At 51.3% G+C, this 16,613-nt stretch carries 16 protein-coding genes and 1 pseudogene; 4 read left to right on the forward strand and 13 right to left on the reverse strand.

Annotation, left to right across the window (positions count from 1 at the left end):
- Nucleotides 1-12: 12 nt before the first annotated feature.
- The 3 genes from DACE_RS05470 to DACE_RS05480 form a co-directional block, all read right to left on the reverse strand.
- Entirely contained in the window at nucleotides 13-2,442 is a 2,430-nt protein-coding gene (locus DACE_RS05470) for a TRAP transporter fused permease subunit (protein WP_005999070.1), read from the reverse strand.
- Nucleotides 2,443-2,536: 94 nt separating this feature from the next.
- Nucleotides 2,537-3,523: a TAXI family TRAP transporter solute-binding subunit gene (locus tag DACE_RS05475; RefSeq protein WP_005999072.1), complete on the reverse strand. Its 987-nt coding sequence runs from the start codon at nucleotides 3,521-3,523 to the stop codon at nucleotides 2,537-2,539.
- Between the two features lie 229 nt (nucleotides 3,524-3,752).
- Complete coding sequence (locus DACE_RS05480; RefSeq protein WP_005999074.1) at nucleotides 3,753-4,688, reverse strand: AEC family transporter; 936 nt, start codon at nucleotides 4,686-4,688, stop codon at nucleotides 3,753-3,755.
- Nucleotides 4,689-4,885: 197 nt separating this feature from the next.
- On the opposite strand from DACE_RS05480, the gene ovoA reads away from it, so the two are divergent.
- The 3 genes from ovoA to DACE_RS05495 all read left to right on the forward strand — a co-directional run bounded on the left by ovoA (nucleotide 4,886) and on the right by DACE_RS05495 (nucleotide 8,606).
- Entirely contained in the window at nucleotides 4,886-7,024 is a 2,139-nt protein-coding gene (gene ovoA, locus DACE_RS05485) for a 5-histidylcysteine sulfoxide synthase (RefSeq protein WP_005999076.1), read from the forward strand.
- Nucleotides 7,024-8,166, forward strand: a complete 1,143-nt coding sequence (locus DACE_RS05490) for a pyridoxal phosphate-dependent aminotransferase (protein ID WP_005999078.1) — start codon at nucleotides 7,024-7,026, stop codon at nucleotides 8,164-8,166. The genes ovoA and DACE_RS05490 overlap by 1 nt, the downstream gene beginning before the upstream one ends.
- A gap of 104 nt (nucleotides 8,167-8,270) precedes the next feature.
- Entirely contained in the window at nucleotides 8,271-8,606 is a 336-nt protein-coding gene (locus tag DACE_RS05495; RefSeq protein WP_005999080.1) for a hypothetical protein, read from the forward strand.
- Between the two features lie 167 nt (nucleotides 8,607-8,773).
- Here the strand turns inward: DACE_RS05495 and DACE_RS05500 are convergent, their stop codons facing one another.
- The 5 genes and pseudogenes from DACE_RS05500 to DACE_RS05515 all read right to left on the reverse strand — a co-directional run bounded on the left by DACE_RS05500 (nucleotide 8,774) and on the right by DACE_RS05515 (nucleotide 11,119).
- Entirely contained in the window at nucleotides 8,774-9,280 is a 507-nt protein-coding gene (locus DACE_RS05500; protein WP_005999082.1) for a SprT-like domain-containing protein, read from the reverse strand.
- A gap of 4 nt (nucleotides 9,281-9,284) precedes the next feature.
- A pseudogene (locus DACE_RS18890) lies at nucleotides 9,285-9,458 on the reverse strand (SelT/SelW/SelH family protein); the annotation flags it as partial.
- Nucleotides 9,459-9,531: 73 nt separating this feature from the next.
- The gene (locus tag DACE_RS05505; protein WP_005999085.1) at nucleotides 9,532-10,185 is read right to left on the reverse strand and encodes a 3'-5' exonuclease; all 654 of its coding nucleotides are present in this window, start codon (nucleotides 10,183-10,185) and stop codon (nucleotides 9,532-9,534) included.
- A gap of 89 nt (nucleotides 10,186-10,274) precedes the next feature.
- Nucleotides 10,275-10,475 carry a cold-shock protein gene (locus DACE_RS05510; protein WP_005999087.1) on the reverse strand — a complete coding sequence of 67 codons (201 nt, stop codon included), beginning with the start codon at nucleotides 10,473-10,475 and terminating at the stop codon, nucleotides 10,275-10,277.
- 164 nt (nucleotides 10,476-10,639) lie between these two features.
- On the reverse strand, nucleotides 10,640-11,119 hold the full coding sequence (locus DACE_RS05515; protein WP_005999088.1) for a hypothetical protein: 480 nt from the start codon (nucleotides 11,117-11,119) through the stop codon (nucleotides 10,640-10,642).
- 389 nt (nucleotides 11,120-11,508) lie between these two features.
- Between DACE_RS05515 and DACE_RS05520 the strand changes: the two genes are divergently transcribed.
- On the forward strand, nucleotides 11,509-11,976 hold the full coding sequence (locus tag DACE_RS05520) for an FKBP-type peptidyl-prolyl cis-trans isomerase (RefSeq protein WP_005999089.1): 468 nt from the start codon (nucleotides 11,509-11,511) through the stop codon (nucleotides 11,974-11,976).
- Nucleotides 11,977-12,063: 87 nt separating this feature from the next.
- On the opposite strand, the gene DACE_RS05525 is transcribed toward DACE_RS05520, so the two are convergent.
- The 5 genes from DACE_RS05525 to DACE_RS05545 form a co-directional block, all read right to left on the reverse strand.
- The gene (locus DACE_RS05525) at nucleotides 12,064-12,717 is read right to left on the reverse strand and encodes a YiaD family glycine zipper/OmpA-like lipoprotein (protein WP_005999091.1); all 654 of its coding nucleotides are present in this window, start codon (nucleotides 12,715-12,717) and stop codon (nucleotides 12,064-12,066) included.
- 104 nt (nucleotides 12,718-12,821) lie between these two features.
- Complete coding sequence (locus tag DACE_RS05530) at nucleotides 12,822-13,832, reverse strand: phospholipase A (RefSeq protein WP_005999093.1); 1,011 nt, start codon at nucleotides 13,830-13,832, stop codon at nucleotides 12,822-12,824.
- 143 nt (nucleotides 13,833-13,975) lie between these two features.
- Nucleotides 13,976-14,794 carry a GNAT family N-acetyltransferase gene (locus DACE_RS05535; RefSeq protein WP_005999096.1) on the reverse strand — a complete coding sequence of 273 codons (819 nt, stop codon included), beginning with the start codon at nucleotides 14,792-14,794 and terminating at the stop codon, nucleotides 13,976-13,978.
- A complete protein-coding gene (nifV, locus tag DACE_RS05540; protein ID WP_005999097.1) occupies nucleotides 14,791-15,948 on the reverse strand; it encodes a homocitrate synthase in 1,158 nt (385 codons plus the stop codon). The genes DACE_RS05535 and nifV overlap by 4 nt, the downstream gene beginning before the upstream one ends.
- A 3-nt stretch (nucleotides 15,949-15,951) precedes the next feature.
- Entirely contained in the window at nucleotides 15,952-16,608 is a 657-nt protein-coding gene (locus DACE_RS05545; RefSeq protein ID WP_005999099.1) for a type 1 glutamine amidotransferase, read from the reverse strand.
- Between the last annotated feature and the right edge of the window lie 5 nt (nucleotides 16,609-16,613).

A 16,613-nucleotide genomic window follows, 5' to 3' on the forward strand; every position in this document is an offset into this window, starting at 1 on the left:
GGAATTCTCTGGTTATGTTGCAGCAGCAGTTTGTTGCAGATTTTTACGGTTCTGCGACCAGAGAATGACTGCCACAATCGCTGCGCCGGACAGATCCGTCACCAGCGTCGGCCAGTACAACAATATGGTCGCCGCACCAAGGGCAAACCATTCCAACCAGGTGGTGCGCCGCAGCCAGTAAAACATGGTCAGGGCCGAAAAAGCGATGGTGCCGAGAAACGCTGAAAACAGACTCGATGTGACCGCCAGTCCAGTGGCCGGAATGCCACCACTCAATACCGGGTCGCCCTCTTCGATCATGCCTCCGACACGAACATTGAGCTCATCAATGACACCGCGCTTGTCTGCAACAACGGGAAACGTTCCTTCATCGGTTCGGATCTCAAACAGCTTGTCCCCCACCTCAAACGAATCACCGGCTTTCACATCCACTTGAGTAACATCTGCAAAAAAAACATCACCCGGCAACGGTCCCATGGTGATGTCCGCGGGTTTACCCTGAAACAGAATCGCCGGAGTAAAGGCGAACAAAATCGGCATGACATAGAGCAGTTTGGCAAATTTAAACGAGGTCCAGCCGGTTTTCCACGGATCAGCTCCGGCAATCGCGGCCCCGGCATAGGCCGCCACACACACCGGCGGCGTGATGTTGGAATCCTGGCTGAACCAATAAACGATCATGTGGGCTGCCAGCACCGGCACGCCCATCTCCACCAACGGCGGCACCGCCAGTACTGCGGTAATCAGATAGGCGGCGGTTACCGGCACGCCCATGCCGAGCACCAGAGATGCCAGCGCAACAAGAAACACTGCAGCCAGTAAGTTCCCCTGTGCCAGAGAGATAATGATGTCGGAGAACTTCAGGCCGACGCCAGTCAAAGCAATAATACCGACAATGATGCCGATCACCCCCAGGGTGGCGCCAATGATCAGGGTATTCTGAGCGCCAGTCTGGATGGCCTCCCAGATCTCTTTTGGCCCCATGCGCGTCTCTGCGCGCACCCAACTGACACCAATACAACACAGTGTCGCCCAAAATGCCGAGAACCCCGGCGAGCGCCCCATGATCATCAGCACGGTGATAATCACCAACGGCAAAGAGAAATACCACTCCCGTTTCAACACCACTTTCCAGTGTTCAAACTCATGTCCTTTGATCCCTTTAAGCCCCTGCTTGCGGGCTTCAAAATGGATCATACAGAACACCGAAAAGAAATAGAGCAGTGCCGGTGCCACAGCGATCATCATGATGGTGGCATAGGGGGTGTTGGTCAGTTCGGCCATCAGGAAACCACCAGCGCCCATGATCGGCGGCAGAAACATCCCACCAATGGATGCCGACGGTTCAATCGCCCCGGCAACATGAGGTTTGAACCCGGCCTTCTTCATCAACGGTATGGTAAAGGCACCCGTAGACACGGTATTGGCAATGGCCGAACCGGAAACGGAACCGAACAGTGCCGAAGCAATGACCGCGACCTTGGCCGGACCACCGGTCGAGCGGCCGGCAACGGCCAAAGGCAGATCAATGAAGAATTTTCCGGCACCGGATTTATGCAGAAAGGCACCGAAAAAGATAAACAGGATGACATAGGTAGCCAACACGTTGGCCATAACACCGAAGACCCCATTGGGCGTCAGGAACAGAAAGGTGCACATCCGTTCCAGATCAAAGCCACGGTGCGCCAGAACATCGGGAAGATAGGGGCCAAAATAGCCATAGGCCAGCATCGCCATACCGATACAGGTCATGGGCCAGCCCAGTACCCGACGACACACTTCCAGAGACAACAGAATCCCCACCAGTGAAACCAGGGCATCGAGATCGTTTTCCGCCCCGGCGCGGTAGTTGAGATTCTCAAACTCGGCGATCCAGTAATACACCACCAACGCTGATGTCATGGCATAAAGAACATCGGACAGATTAGGATTTTCCGGCCAACGCTGCGCCAACCAGCCATCGACAACATACAGCACAGCAGCCACAATCAGCACCAATCCCAGCAGCGGCCAGAAGGCGATACCGGCAGCTAGCGCCGCACCAAGACCACCCTGCACCGCCTGATCATAAAACGTCATCAGTTGTTGGTGAAACTCGGCCGCAGTGTCGTAATAAAAAACCACTGCCAGCATGGAACAGAAGACGATACTGATCACAAATGTCAGAACAGCGCGTATGGGACGACGACCCGCAGGATACATGAGAAACACCAGCACATAGGTGACAAACACATAGACACCGCGATGAAACTGGGTCGCTACAGCGGCCAGACCGGCAGTGTAGAGATAAAACAACACCATGCCACCACCCAGTGCGGCAACGATCCAATGCCACAGCCCGGTCGGAACACGGTGCTTGCGATTGTCTTTTTCCATGAGCTCCTGCAGGCGTTCCTGCTCGGAATCGCTGAGTTCTGTCAAAACCGGATCGTTATCGTCCATAGATGCTCCATTCATTTCTTAAGGAAAACACATCCAATCTCATCAGGCAGACTCACATGACATTGCAAGTCTGCCTGAGATGTAAAAAAATCCGTTAAGGTTTTTGAGCATCCGTGAGAGTCAGGCCGTTCTCCTTCCAGAAATTCGCAGCGCCTTGACTGACCGGCGTGACCACACCACTCAGAGCACCTTCAACAGACATGGCCTTGGCAGTGCTCTTCACCTTGACCAAATAGGCCAGTGAGCGTGGCGAGAAAATATCCTTGGTCGCTTCATAGACCAGTTGCGGATCGAGTGACGCATTGGCGACCCACAGAGCGGAATCCTGGAATGTGGTAACATCATAATCGACACCGCTGTAGGTGCCTGCCGGAATAGTCACCTGAGTGTAAAACGGAAACGTGGTAAAGAATCCCGCTTTTTCTCCGGCTGAAACCGTGGAAAGAACCCGCACCCGATTACTGGCAGCGGCCTGGATCACCGAGGCATTGGGAAAACCGGCAAACACCCACATAGCGTCAATCAGCCGGTCGCCCATGGCGGACGCGGCTTTACTGTAGCCGATAAACTCGACGTTCATCTGATCCCACAACCCCAGCGAGGTAAAATAACGTTGCGCCGAGGCCGCCGCACCGGATCCGGCACCGCCAACAGCAACACGTTTTCCTTTCAAATCTTCAACTTTGGTGATGCCACTCTTTTCAAGTACGACCAGATGAGCCGGTGCACCGTACAGATAGGCAATGGCGTGAACATTGGCATAATTGTTAGGATCTTTTGGCAGCTTACCGTGACGGGCCAGATAGGTATCACCGGAATAGGCAATGCCGAAATCCGCATCACCAGAATTGACCCGGCGGATATTTTCCACAGACCCGGCAGAAGCCATATTGGTCACTTCGACATCAGCCAGGTCTTTGGACAGGCGTGTGGACATGCCATTGGAAAAATACTGAAATGTACCGCCGTCCGGTCCACCGGAAAACGCCAAACGTTTTTTGGCGGCAAAGGCACTGCCCGCCGGCAGTACAAGCAAAGCCGCCACAACCAACCACAGCAAATTCATCAGTTTTTTGTTCATGGTCTCCTCCTTTGGGGGGTCTTTCGTCAGGAATGACGTTGATCGTGTTGTTCAAAACAAACAGCGTGATCGTTTCTTGCTCACCGCCTGTCGGATATCGCTCAGCCATAGAGCATCGTGATCCGATTAAAAACGTCCAAACTCACTATTGAGAATAATGGAGAAAGCTTTACCCCGCAACGTGGTTGAGATAATTAATCCATGAATACATTTAAACCCTGCGATCCATTCACGCATAGCTGCGTAATAAAAAAAGAATCAGCGTATAGCTAAGCGAGGACATGGCGGTTGTCATCACCACAATGGAACCAGCCAGTTCGGCATCCCCTTTCATCTGTTGCGCCATGATAAAGGTGGCCATGGCCGTTGGTGCAGCCGACAAGAGCACGCCAACCTGCAAATCAAGACCGGAAACACCCAGATAACGTAATAATAGATACGCAAGCAACGGCATCCACAACAGTTTGGTGCCCATGGCCATACCGGCGCACACCAGATCTCCGCGCAAACGGTTGAGCGAAAACGCACCGCCCAGTGACAACAAGGCCAGCGGTAAGGTCATGCCGGTGGCAATATGGAGCCCACGATCAATCACAATGGGCAGCGGCCAGGAAAAATAACTCCAGGCGGTACCGCCACAGGCCGCCAGAATCAGCGGGTTTTCAATCACCTGCATCGACCAGAATCGCCAGCCTTTCCCTTGACCACTGTGACGATGCGGCAACAGCAACGCGGAGACCGCCAGAAGATTGTACAACGGCACCAAAAATCCCATCAGCACACTGGCACGGGTCAATCCTTCATCACCGTGGGCATTAAAGACAATGGCCAACCCCATGTAGGCGAGGTTTCCACGAAACGACCCCTGGGCAAAGGTGCCGAGTTTCATCGGTGGATAACTGCGCCAGGCCGCATAGGCATAAGACACGGCAAAACCGACAACCACACAGGTCATGGTGGCAAAAACAACCGAACCATTGAAATTACGGCTAAAATCAGCCGTAGCGATTTTGTAAAACAACAGCAACGGCAGGCAGACGTAATAAACCAGCCGATTGACCTGAAACAGAAACGTTTCATCAATCAAGCGAATCCGGCGCAAAAACCAGCCAAGAATGATCACCAGAAAAACCGGTAAGACAATTTCAACAATGTCAATAAACATCAAGCCATCCAAAAAGGGAAAAAACGTGGTGCAGATTGAGGCCACAGGAAGTCGCCGGTGAAAGTGTCAGTTTACCACAGCAACACCACAACGCACCTCACCGTCAATCACGAGACAGTGCAGGGTTTCATCGTAACGACTTCGACGTTATACTTGGCAGATATCCTGAATTGATATGCACGGCAAAAGGAGTAACCATGATTGAGCGTACCAACCTTGACCGCCCTCACGACCCTGCCCTGAAATCAACTACCATGCCTGCGCTGACCGGTGATAATGCCGAAGAGAAACGTGCAGAACTTCACGCGTATTTTCGTAAAACGTATGCCATTGAAGAGGCTTTGTACGATACCTTGCGTTACAATGAGAGCTTTTACCATCGCGCCGATCCGTTACGCCATCCGCTGATCTTTTACTACGGCCACACTCCAGCGTTCTACATCAACAAACTGGTGGTCGCCCGCCTGATCCACCAGCGCATCAATCCGCGCTTTGAATCTATTTTTGCCATCGGTGTCGATGAGATGTCGTGGGATGATCTGGATGAAACCCATTACGACTGGCCAACAGCGTCTGAAGTGAGCACCTATCGCCAGCAGGTCAAAGAACAGGTTGAAGCACTCATCACCACCCTGCCCCTCGAATTACCCATCACCTGGGAAAGTCCCTGGTGGGCGCTGGTCATGGGTATGGAACATCAGCGCATTCACCTGGAGACGTCGTCGGTCTTGATCCGCCAACTGCCTCTGGACCTTTTGTGCGAGCCCTCCTTGTGGCAGAGTACCGCAGATCAGGGCGATGCCCCGAAAAACACTCTGCGTGACGTCCCTGGCGGTGAGGTCACGATCGGACGATCTATCGATTCACCCTATTACGGTTGGGACTGCGAATATGGCGCTCAATCGTTTTCGCTTAAACCGTTTTCTGTCAGTCAGTACCTGGTTAGTAATGGTGAATATCTCACCTTCGTCGAGCAAAACGGCTACCACAACCAACGTTGGTGGAGCGATGAAGGCTGGCGTTGGTGTCAGTATCAACAGGCCACCATGCCGCGCTTCTGGCGCAAGACAGATGAAGGTTACAGGTTGCGAACCATGCTTACAGAACGCCCGATGCCGTGGAATTGGCCGGTGGAAGTGAATTACCTCGAAGCCAAGGCATTCTGCAGTTGGAAGACAGCTCAGAGTGGTCAGCCTATACGCCTGCCCAGTGAAGCCGAGTGGCTGCATTGGCACGACCAGGTCAATCCGGGCTACAGCCATGCCCAAGCAACAACCCCGGCAAATATCAACCTCAACCAGGCTGCATCCAGTTGTCCGGTGGATCGTTTTACCCGCAACGGTTTCGGTGATGTCATCGGCAATGTCTGGCAATGGACGGAAACCGCGGTCGACAGTTTGCCCGGCTTTCGTATCCACCCCTATTATGATGACTTTTCCACTCCGACCTTTGACAGTCTGCACAATGTGATCAAGGGCGGGTCGTGGATCTCCACCGGCAACGAAGCCACCCGTGAGGCACGCTATGCCTTTCGGCGCCATTTTTATCAGCATGCCGGATTCCGCTATATCGCCTCGGATCAGCCCCTGACCGAAGCGGCACCGAGCAAGGAAAGCGATCCGCTCATAGCCCGACTGTGCCATGACCACTACGGCAGTAAAGAGAATAACTTCATGCAGCAACTGGCTGAGCTGGCCATCGCTGCAGTGCCGCAGCAGAACCGAAAACGCGCCCTGCAGGTGGGTTGTGAAGCTGGACGCGGCACCTTTGAACTGGCACACGCTTTTGATGAAGTGATCGGCATCGACCTGTCCGCCAATATGATCCGCCGTGCCGTGGAGATGGCTGAAAACGGTCACACCGGCTACCAACTGATTGAAGAGGGAGAACTGATCTCCCATCATGAAGTGACACTGGAGGGTGTAGGGCTGGCTTCCGTTGCTGACAAGGTTTCTTTTCTGCAGGCTGACCCGTGCAACCTCAAACCGCAATACCACGGCTTCGACCTGATTGTTGTCAGCCAGATTCTCGAACGCCTCTACGATCCGGGCAAGTTTCTCGACAGCCTGTCTGCACGCCTGAATCCGGGCGGTGTGGTGGTGATTGCCAGCAGCTACGATTGGGACGACCAGCGTACTGAACCACACAACCAAATAGGTGGACAACGTATTGACGGAGAACCGGTTCACGGGCCGCAGGCACTGGCCGAGCGCCTGAAAGTTTCTTTTGATCTCATGGATCACCACACTCTGAGCCGCAAGTTGCATCGCCACCGCTACAGTGCCTTGTGGCAACTAAGCGATGTAACCCTATGGCACAAACACAAGGACGCCTGATGACTCAGCCTTTCGATTTTGACCAGATTGTCGACCGACACGGCAGCGACAGCCTCAAATGGGGGATTTATCCTCCAGAGATCCTGCCCATGTGGGTGGCTGACATGGACTTCACCTCTCCGCCCGAAGTGCTCACCGCCCTGCACCAGCGCATTGATCACGGGGTGTTCGGCTATGCCCTGGCCACGCAGAAGGTCACTGACAGCGTTGTTAACTGGCTACAACAACGCTACGACTGGACGATAGATCCACAGTGGCTGGTCTGGTTGCCCGGATTAGTGCCAGCCCTTCATGCGGCCTGCCTTTCCTACACCGAAGCCGATCAGGAAGTGGTCACCTTCTCCCCGGTCTATCCGCCGTTTCTCAGTGCGCCAAAGACCTGTCAGCGCCCTCACCGCGATATTCCGTTAACCCGCGACCACGGCCGTTATACTTTTGATCTGCAGCGCTTTGACGATCAACTTACAGACAAAAGCCGTCTGCTCCTGCTGTGTCACCCGCACAACCCTGTCGGTCGCGCCTTTGAGAAACAGGAACTCACAGCCTTGGCTGAACAGTGCATCAAGCATAATCTGATCATTTGCAGCGATGAAATCCACTGTGATCTGGTGCTCAATCACACTCGCCACATCCCATTTGCCTGCTTAAGTGAAGAGATTGCCCAGCGCACCGTGACCCTGATGTCGGCGGCAAAAACCTTCAACATTGCCGGGCTCAACTGCGGTTTTGCTATCATTCCCAACCCGACCCTGCGCCGCCAATTCAACCACGCTGCCCAGGGAATGATTCCCCACCCCAATGCTCTCGGTTATACGGCAACCCAGGCCGCTTTCACCCAAGCGGAACCCTGGCGACAAGCCTTGTTGGAGTATCTGCGCGGCAACCGTGATTATTTGCTCAAAGAGATCAACCAGCGACTGCCGATGCTGACGATGGAACCCGTGGAAGCCACCTATCTCGCCTGGATCAATGTCAGTGCATTAGAGGATTATCGCCCGGCATTTTTTGAACAGGCAGGACTGGGATTCTCCGCTGGAGAACCATTTGGTGACAACCGCTTTATGCGACTCAACTTTGGCTGTCCGCGATCCACTCTGGAAGAAGCCATGCTGCGACTGGAACAGGCCATTTCCCCACGCTGAGATTTGCCAATTGAGAATCAAGGCAAGAAAGGCTAAGATCAGTGACTTCTTACCAGTACTGTATTGATATGAAATTTATGCGATAAAACGGAGGACGAAGTTTCATGAGTGAACCACGCAAACCCAGCAAAGCGGAAATCGAAGCGGGCCTGAAAGTGCTGCGCCGTCGCCGTCTTATTTTCTGGATTCTGATCGCGGTCTATCTGCCAATGATTTATGTGGTACTGGACATGTCCGGTTCCGACAAGGTTACCGGTATCTTCTTCGGATTCTGGCTGTTTTTTGTCACCATTGCCGCCAACGTCGTGGCTTTCTCAAAATGTCCGAGTTGTGGTCAGTTCTTCCACATGAACGGTATGATTCCCATGTATTTCCGTAACTGCCTGCATTGCGGGCTGCACATTACCGGCGATGAAAAACGCAATAAATTTGAGAAATAGTGGTCTTTGACCTCGGTCTTCAGTGGTTCGTCATTCGAAACGGATCGCTCTGGCGAGCTTCATTTGTTCGCAATATTCATACGCACGTGACGTGGGCTGCCGGGACGAAACCCGGCGACCTTGACTTTGATCTTATAGCAAGACAACCCTTAAGAAAACCAACACTCTCACACCGGACGCAACCGCCCACCACACCGCGCATGACGGTACTGACGTCGTGCCGGTAACCGCCGCAAACGATAAATCGGCTCCTGACACCGCTCACACACGGCAACAACTTTAAGCCGTTGCTGATGCAACTTAGCAACAGCAGGACTATGGCCGCACCTCTGTGCTGAGACTTGCAAAGCTCTGGCCCATTCTTGCCAGGATTTACCATGACCACCACGATAAGCCTTACCCTGAAAAGCCATGAGATGATCACACAGATGGGCCACTTCATGAAGAAACGTCTGGTGAAGAGCATCACTCTCCTGAGCAAATTGCAGCCGAATACAGTGAGGCTCGCCACCACGCGAGTAATAACACCCCAAGGAACGGGTAGCGGAACTGGCTTTTATCGGAACGCTCTGGATTCGGCTCAAAAACGCCTCAGTATCGGAGACCAATCCAACAACAGCCTGTTCAACGTGATGCCATAGGTCATGGCGGCTGGCAAAATCGTAAAGAGTCATAAGGTCAGGAACGTAACGAGTTAATCAGGTCATCCTCTACAGGAAATTGGCCGGTTTCTTTTTTGGAATAAATCTTTGTCCCGTCCACAGTCACTTCAAACACACCGCCACTCGATGGGATCAAAGTCGCAGCCACATCAAAGTTTTGTTTCAATTTGGCAGCCAGACTGGCTGCTTTAGGGCGGTAACTTCACTGCTGACAGTACTCAATGGTAACATCCATCGTAACCTCCATAAAAACTGATTTGTTTTTATGAAAGCATAAGTGATTCCGATTGAAAAGACAGGACCTTTTCCAGGTGATCGGCAATTTTTTTCGGAGAAACTTTACCCAGACCACGCAACACCTCAAAAGGGACCGTGTCAACCTGACAGCGTTGGCACACTTCACGCTCCATCTCCATCCATAGATGGGCTGTCATTTCGGCATCCGCCAAAGCACGGTGAAACACTCCCTGACTGGGAAGATTCTTATAAGCCACCAAGGTCGCTAGTTTATGATTTGGTGCCTCAGGATAAAGGCGCCGCGCCACCAACATACTACAGCCAAAACGCAACAGCTTGCACTCACCGATACGGGCAAACTCACTTTTCAAAAAACGTTGATCAAAGGAGGCGTTATGAGCAACCAAAGGCGCACCGCCAATAAATTCAGAGAACTGATGCATCACCTCTTCACAGCGTGGAGCACGACGTAACTCATCGTTGGTAATCCCGGTAAACTCTTCGATAAATGAACTGACTCTGAATCCCGGGTTCATCAGACTTTCGAAATGATCGACAATGCGGCCATCATTAACTTTAACCGCGCCAACCTCAATAGCCCGGTCCCCTCGTTGTGGTGCCATACCACTGGTTTCAAAGTCGAGGACAATCAGATCCTGTTGTGTCCGTGCTGTATGCATAACAACGCCCTGCGCCAATTAATCAGCCAATAAAAAAAGACCCTGCGCAAGCACAGGGTCTTTTGATGTTTTATACCGACAAACAGTATTTATTGCTTTACAACGTTTGCGGCTTGGGGGCCTTTTTGGCCATCAGTGATCTCGAAAGTGACCCGCTCACCTTCTGCGAGAGATTTGAAGCCATCACCCTGAATTTCTGAGAAATGAACGAACACGTCAGGTCCGTTGTCCTGCTCGATAAAACCAAAACCTTTTGCGTCGTTAAACCACTTAACTGTACCTTCTGCCATGTTTCTACTCCCTTACGGAAAACTGTGTTGTTGTACCCCGTTGATGAGGTACGTACTGAATACTTTATGAGCCTATAGCACGACAGTTCGGAGAAAAGCAAGCTTTTTCAACAGCTAAGCGCATCGAACCCCTTTTCTTATCGAACCATAACTTAAAAAACAGCTCAACAGACCGAAATGATCTCGAACTCCTTATCAGTTGCCCGCCCGGAACTTACCACGTCACCCACCTGCTTGCCGAGCAGCGCACTACACAAAGGTGAACCGGGTGTAATCACAACCACATTTTCACCGTCACAATCCACCTTCAGTCCACCAGCTTCAGGGCCGAGAAACAGTTGTCGAAGACGTCCATCTTCGTATTCAATCCCAACCAATGCCGTAAGATAAAACGGCTCATAAGGAGCAAAGCTCTGTATTTCAAGTTTTTTATAAACGTCCAGCGCTTTTTTAAGTTGCTGGGCGCGATTTGCATGGCCCTGGGCGATATAGGAAGACTCCAGCGCCAGGGTGTCGTATTTATTGTCCGGTTGGGTTTCTTCATCAATGGCGGCTTCATGAGCCGATTTGGCCGCAGCCAACGCCAGTTCAACATTTTGCTCAATTTTGTCAATGATACATTGACGCAAATGTTCTTTGTCCATATTCACACCTCGCAACAGAGCACAACATATTATGCGCTCGTATTTAAGCCCTGAGGCACGCCCCAAAAAGCTCCGGGCAGTCGTTAACAGCCATTGCTCGTTACTCAAAATCACTGTCTGAAAAAGTGATACTTTTTGTTTTTATAAGGCAATGTGCGCGCAGCGTCAACGAAACAATGAATTGACTGAAAGAATTCCCTAACACACTATTATCAAAGGTTTTTTACAGAAAGAGATTCTTCTTACGTTCAACTAATTCCACACCATTAATGTCACACATACGCAAAAATCATATTTTAGACGGACATCGTTTTTTTATAGACGTCATCCTGGCAACTTCGTACCATGAACACATTGTTAACTATTCTTTCTGAAAAGGATTTTTTGCCATGAAAAAGGCGCAAAAAGGTGATCAGGTTTCTTTTAATTTCATCGTCCGTCTGGACGATGGAAGTGTCATTGATTCCACCTATGATGAGGTGGAATGTGAAACCGATCACGAAGTTGATTCCGGGCCAATGCAACTGACCATTGGCGACGGTACATTTTTCACCCAGGTGGAACAGGCTCTTGTCGACATGACGGAAGGCGCAACAAAAAACGTTGTGGTCCCTGCTGAAGATGCTTTTGGTGCCTATGATCCGGATCAGGTTTTCTCCCTACAGCGTGACCAGATCCCCATGGACTTCACGCCTGAGGAGGGAGACCTTCTCGAACTCAGCGCGGAAGATAGCGATCAAGCTGAAGTGGTTAAGGTGTTGGCTGTGGGTGATGACGAAATCACTCTTGATGCCAACCATCCTTATGCCGGTCAGCGGCTGAATTGCGAAATCGCACTTGAAAAGATTCTGAGCTGATTCGGCATTGATTCATCACAAAAAAAACCCCTGCGGCATCCGTCGCAGGGGCTTTTTCAATGATTGAGCGTTTGCGAAAACGACTTATCAGATGGGGGTGATCTTCAGAGCCACACGCCGGTTGAGTTGACGGCCGTATTCGGTGCTATTGTCGGCAATCGGAGCACTTTCACCAAAGCCCACCGTGGTAATACGGGTCGATATGACACCACTGGCAACCAGAATGTTGCGCACCGCCATGGCACGACGTTCGGAAAGGCCCAGATTATATTCTTCGCTGCCGGTACTGTCAGTATGTCCGGCCACCAGAATTGTCGTCTTATGGTATTCCGTCAGAATGGCCGCTAAACGGGCGACATCCTGTTGTGCACCGGCTCTGAGGGTAAACGAACCGACATCAAACTGGTTGTCGGAACGGAAGGTGACATAAAGGATGTTACCGTCTCGGTCAATTTTCACACCCTCAACAGAGGCCAGAGCGTTACGCATCGCCTGCTCCTGCTGATCCATATAATAACCGATGCCGGCGCCGGTACCGGCACCGACAGCAGCGCCAACCCCGGCACCAATCAAGGTTGATTCAGTGTCACCACCGGCGGCCTGACCAATAAGAGCACCGGCCAGTGCGCCGGTTGCGGCACCAATGCCGGCGCCTTTCTGGGTCCGGTTCATTGGTTGGGAACAACCTGCCAGATAAACCATAACCGCAACCACAACACACATTCTGAGCGTATTACGCATAAAGACTCTCCTTTAAAATAAAATCACAATCATTACATGCAGTATAACGGTCCGCCTATGTCTCGCAACCCGCATCGGCACAGTACGGATTGTGCTTTAGCACATCAGAACAGATCGCTGAGCACCACTCCGAAGCCGATTCGGTTGGACGACGCATTGTAATCGATCAAGCTCTCTCCATAACCGTTAAAATACTGAACATAACCTTTGAGCTGGGACGTCAGCGGAAATGTCCAATCCACCTGAACAGCTCCCTTATTGTCATGCTGACGCAAATTGTTACGCAGCATCACGGAAAAAACGTGTTTGTCCCATTTGTAACCGAATTTTATCTCCCCATAACCGAGATATTTATCGATATCGGGATTGTCGTCATCGTCGCGATCCTCTTCAAAGCGATACCAGGGCCTGAAGCTGAGGACAAAATCTTGGCGATCGAGAATGAAATTAAGATAGAGGCGGTTCCAACTACGCGACAGTGTCCCCCCTTGGCCATTGGACTGATGGTTAAGACCGATCAAAATCAGTGAATTGGTCAAGCCAAAGATTTTAGTATCGTTTTCAATGGTTAAAAACAGTTCCGGTTCGTGATTTGTTTCGCGGAATGGACTGGAAAACGGCTCATTATAGGCCTGCCAGAACGATAGATTGGTATATGCCGCCCACAAATCCGCATCACCTATGACATTTTGCCAAACCGGCACCTTGAAACTGAATTGAAATTTGACTTCAAAGCGATCCATATCCTCATCATCAACCTCAAAGGGAGCTGAATTGACATGGGTGTTGTACGTCACGGGCAACAAGTAATTGCGTTTGTGAGGAATGATTGAAAATGGCAGCCGCGACGCCAGTTTTTCACCTGTGAGGCGCTGATCCACCACTGAACCCGTAGCAAGAGGTTCTTCGAGGTTCTCACATTGCGGAGCACAGGCTTCCACCTGGTGTTTCTCTAGAAGCTCGCGCAGTTGTCCCACGGTGAGGTCATCATACTCACCACTTTGAACGGCATTGAGCAGATCCGCTTGAAAGGCTGACAAGGGCTCACCGGCGGCCCAGCACGGCGAAACAAACAACGCACAGCAAAAAAGACTGATATACAGCCCTCTGATCATGCACACACACGCCTCCATTGGTAAGCAACAAATACGGCAAGAAGACAACCGTAATAACGTTATACGTGACCGTTGCAATGGGGTCAATCTAACTTGAGGCGATTAAGAAAGGATAAAAAGGAGGAATATAAAAAAGAACCAGATCAGCCCATGCTGCCGAGACTGGCCAGAGCAATCATGGAATCCAGTGAACAACCACTGCGATCACCAACAGCCATAAGGACATTTTCGCCCTGCGTCAGTTTACCAAGACGGGCAAACGCGGCAAGCGAAACAGACGACGCGCGCAAATCGCAAACCAACTCAGTTTCAGAGGTAAAACATCTCTGAGCCTCCTCAACAAGGCTGGTACCGTCGAATGCCCCCCCCTCGGCAACATACCAGGGACCGAGGATTCCACCCAGTGGATCAAACTGGACAAGCGCGGTCTGTGTATTGTTCTGCACCAACCGCCCCTGTCTCCCGAGATGTGACAACATGGCAGTACGTGAATCGCCCCAGGCCGCACAATCGATCTGGTAGAGAGTTTCTAGTTCCGCAGCACAAAGAGAACCAATGGCATTTTCACTGCCGGTGCCATTAACACGCAAACGCACCATCTCATCGATCAGTTCAAATCCACGCCGTTCGTAGAGTGGTCGTCCCTGATTGGAGGCCGTCAACCAGACACTCGCGGCACCTGTCTTCCACAATTGCTGGAGAATATAATCAAACAGATAGCCGCCCAGCCCCTGACCACGAAACGTCGGATCTATAATAAGGTTGCCAATCCAGGCTGTTTGACCATGAAGCACAGCAGTGACAAATCCCTGAACCCGATCAGCGGACTTAAGAGCATAACAGTAGCTATTAAGACTTTGCGGATAAAAGCCCAGCTCGTTGTGAGGAACATCCCACCCCTGTTGTTCTGCAAGTCGGTTGAAGTCTTGCCAATCGTTTGCCGAGGCCGGAACAATGCTCATCCGTTGATGACTCCGGAAATATTCGTCGGATGCGCCACGAGATTCAACAATTCATCATCCGCAAGAGAACGCTTATATTTCTGTGAGATAGAACGCACTTGTTGAAGTAGAAAATTAACTTTATCCGCCTCCAAATGCACGCCAAGATTCTGCAAACGACTCTGAAGTCCATGACCACCGGAATGTTTGCCCAACACCATATGGCGAGTCAGGCCAACCTCACTGGGATCAAAACCCTCGTAGTTTTTCGGGTATTTCAAAACACCGTCGGCATGCAAGCCGGATTCGTGAGAAAAGACCTTTTCGCCAACTACGGCTTTCCATTCCGGTACCGGACGATGGCTGGCCTGTCCAACCAGGCGGGACAATTCAACAAAGCGATGAGTGTCGATCGCCAATGGTCGATCACAGGCATACTTCATCGCCATGACCACCTCTTCCAAAGCGGCATTACCGGCGCGTTCGCCAAGGCCGTTGACTGTGGTATTGACAAAATCAGCTCCGGCGCGAATTCCGGCAATGGCATTAGCCGTGGCCATCCCCAAATCATTGTGAGTATGAACCTCCAGCGGCAATGCTCCGTTACGGTGCAGATAGTCGACATGGTCGTAGGTGGTAAATGGATCCATCAAGCCTAAAGTGTCACAATAGCGAAAGCGATCAGCCCCGTACTCGGCACCAATCTCAGTCAGTTCACAGAGAAAATCAAGATCCGCACGGCTGGAATCCTCTCCGCCGATGGAAACATAGAGGTCATGAGATTTGGCAAACTCCAGAGCCCGGTGCAATTGCGCTTTAACCCAGTCGCGAGACTTGCCCAACTTATGCTCAATGTGAATATCGGAAACTGACAAGGAGATATCCACGGCTTTAACGCCACTGTGAATGGAAGCCTGAATATCGGAAACCACCGCCCGGTTCCAAGTAATCAACCGTGCATTGAGACCCATATCGACAAGAGCCCGGACCGAAGCCTGCTCTTCACGCCCCATGGCAGGGATGCCACACTCCAGTTCACCAACACCAATTTCATCGAGCGCTTTGGCGATCTGTTTTTTTTCTTCCAGAGAAAAAACTACGCCTGCAGTCTGTTCGCCATCACGCAAGGTGGTATCATCAATCACGATCGTCCGGGTTGAATCAATCGCTTTCATGGCTTAACTCCTTTTGCACTGTTCGTAAAAATTATCGAACAAGCGCGTATGGGCCGTCACGTGATCTGTCTCTTTGGCCGTGAATTCAGCCATCAGTTCAGCGGAACAGCCGCTGTGGCGGCACCAGCTTTCAACAATTCCCCCCGTCACTTCCGGATGGAATTGCACGCCGTAAGCATTTTCATAACGAAAGGCTTGGCCTGGACACTGTTCATTGAAAGCTAGATGGGTAGCACCATGAGGTACTTCAAAGCTGTCATGATGCCACTGAAAAGCTGCAAGCGCGGCGGGCGAACCGGCAAACAAAGGGTCGGAGGCACCGTCCTCTGTCAGATTTATCACTTGCAGCCCCTGCTCTTCAGCCTTGTCATGGTGAACGGGAGCTCCGAGAATATCGGCCAGCATCTGAGCTCCCAGACAAATCCCCAACATGGGAATCTGTGCTTCGAGAACTTTCCCCATAAATCGTTTAACATCATGGAGATAGGGATACAGAGTATCAGCATCAAAACTCATATAACCACCCAGTATTACAACAGAATTTACCGTTGTAATATCCGGAAACGGTTGAGCGGCAAAAGCCTGAACCAGTTGGGCATCTTGCCGCAATGCAGCGATGCCGGATGGTACGCGTGGATCGTTTTGAACAATGACCACCATATCCC

Origin of the sequence: Desulfuromonas acetoxidans DSM 684 (assembly GCF_000167355.1) — a bacterium.
Taxonomy (GTDB): Bacteria; Desulfobacterota; Desulfuromonadia; order Desulfuromonadales; family Desulfuromonadaceae; genus Desulfuromonas; species Desulfuromonas acetoxidans.

Bases quoted from the DNA above. Each gene is read 5' to 3' on its own strand.
- DACE_RS05530 (WP_005999093.1), bottom strand. From the start codon at position 13,832: ATGATCAGAGGGCTGTATATCAGTCTTTTTTGCTGTGCGTTGTTTGTT.
- DACE_RS05545 (WP_005999099.1), bottom strand. From the start codon at position 16,608: ATGGTGGTCATTGTTCAAAACGATCCACGCGTACCATCCGGCATCGCT.
- DACE_RS05470 (WP_005999070.1), bottom strand. From the start codon at position 2,442: ATGGACGATAACGATCCGGTTTTGACAGAACTCAGCGATTCCGAGCAG.
- DACE_RS05505 (WP_005999085.1), bottom strand. From the start codon at position 10,185: ATGCATACAGCACGGACACAACAGGATCTGATTGTCCTCGACTTTGAA.
- DACE_RS05475 (WP_005999072.1), bottom strand. From the start codon at position 3,523: ATGAACAAAAAACTGATGAATTTGCTGTGGTTGGTTGTGGCGGCTTTG.
- DACE_RS05480 (WP_005999074.1), bottom strand. From the start codon at position 4,688: ATGTTTATTGACATTGTTGAAATTGTCTTACCGGTTTTTCTGGTGATC.
- DACE_RS05515 (WP_005999088.1), bottom strand. From the start codon at position 11,119: ATGGACAAAGAACATTTGCGTCAATGTATCATTGACAAAATTGAGCAA.
- ovoA (WP_005999076.1), top strand. From the start codon at position 4,886: ATGATTGAGCGTACCAACCTTGACCGCCCTCACGACCCTGCCCTGAAA.
- DACE_RS05500 (WP_005999082.1), bottom strand. From the start codon at position 9,280: ATGACTCTTTACGATTTTGCCAGCCGCCATGACCTATGGCATCACGTT.
- DACE_RS05510 (WP_005999087.1), bottom strand. From the start codon at position 10,475: ATGGCAGAAGGTACAGTTAAGTGGTTTAACGACGCAAAAGGTTTTGGT.
- DACE_RS05490 (WP_005999078.1), top strand. From the start codon at position 7,024: ATGACTCAGCCTTTCGATTTTGACCAGATTGTCGACCGACACGGCAGC.
- nifV (WP_005999097.1), bottom strand. From the start codon at position 15,948: ATGAAAGCGATTGATTCAACCCGGACGATCGTGATTGATGATACCACC.
- DACE_RS05525 (WP_005999091.1), bottom strand. From the start codon at position 12,717: ATGCGTAATACGCTCAGAATGTGTGTTGTGGTTGCGGTTATGGTTTAT.
- DACE_RS05495 (WP_005999080.1), top strand. From the start codon at position 8,271: ATGAGTGAACCACGCAAACCCAGCAAAGCGGAAATCGAAGCGGGCCTG.
- DACE_RS05535 (WP_005999096.1), bottom strand. From the start codon at position 14,794: ATGAGCATTGTTCCGGCCTCGGCAAACGATTGGCAAGACTTCAACCGA.
- DACE_RS05520 (WP_005999089.1), top strand. From the start codon at position 11,509: ATGAAAAAGGCGCAAAAAGGTGATCAGGTTTCTTTTAATTTCATCGTC.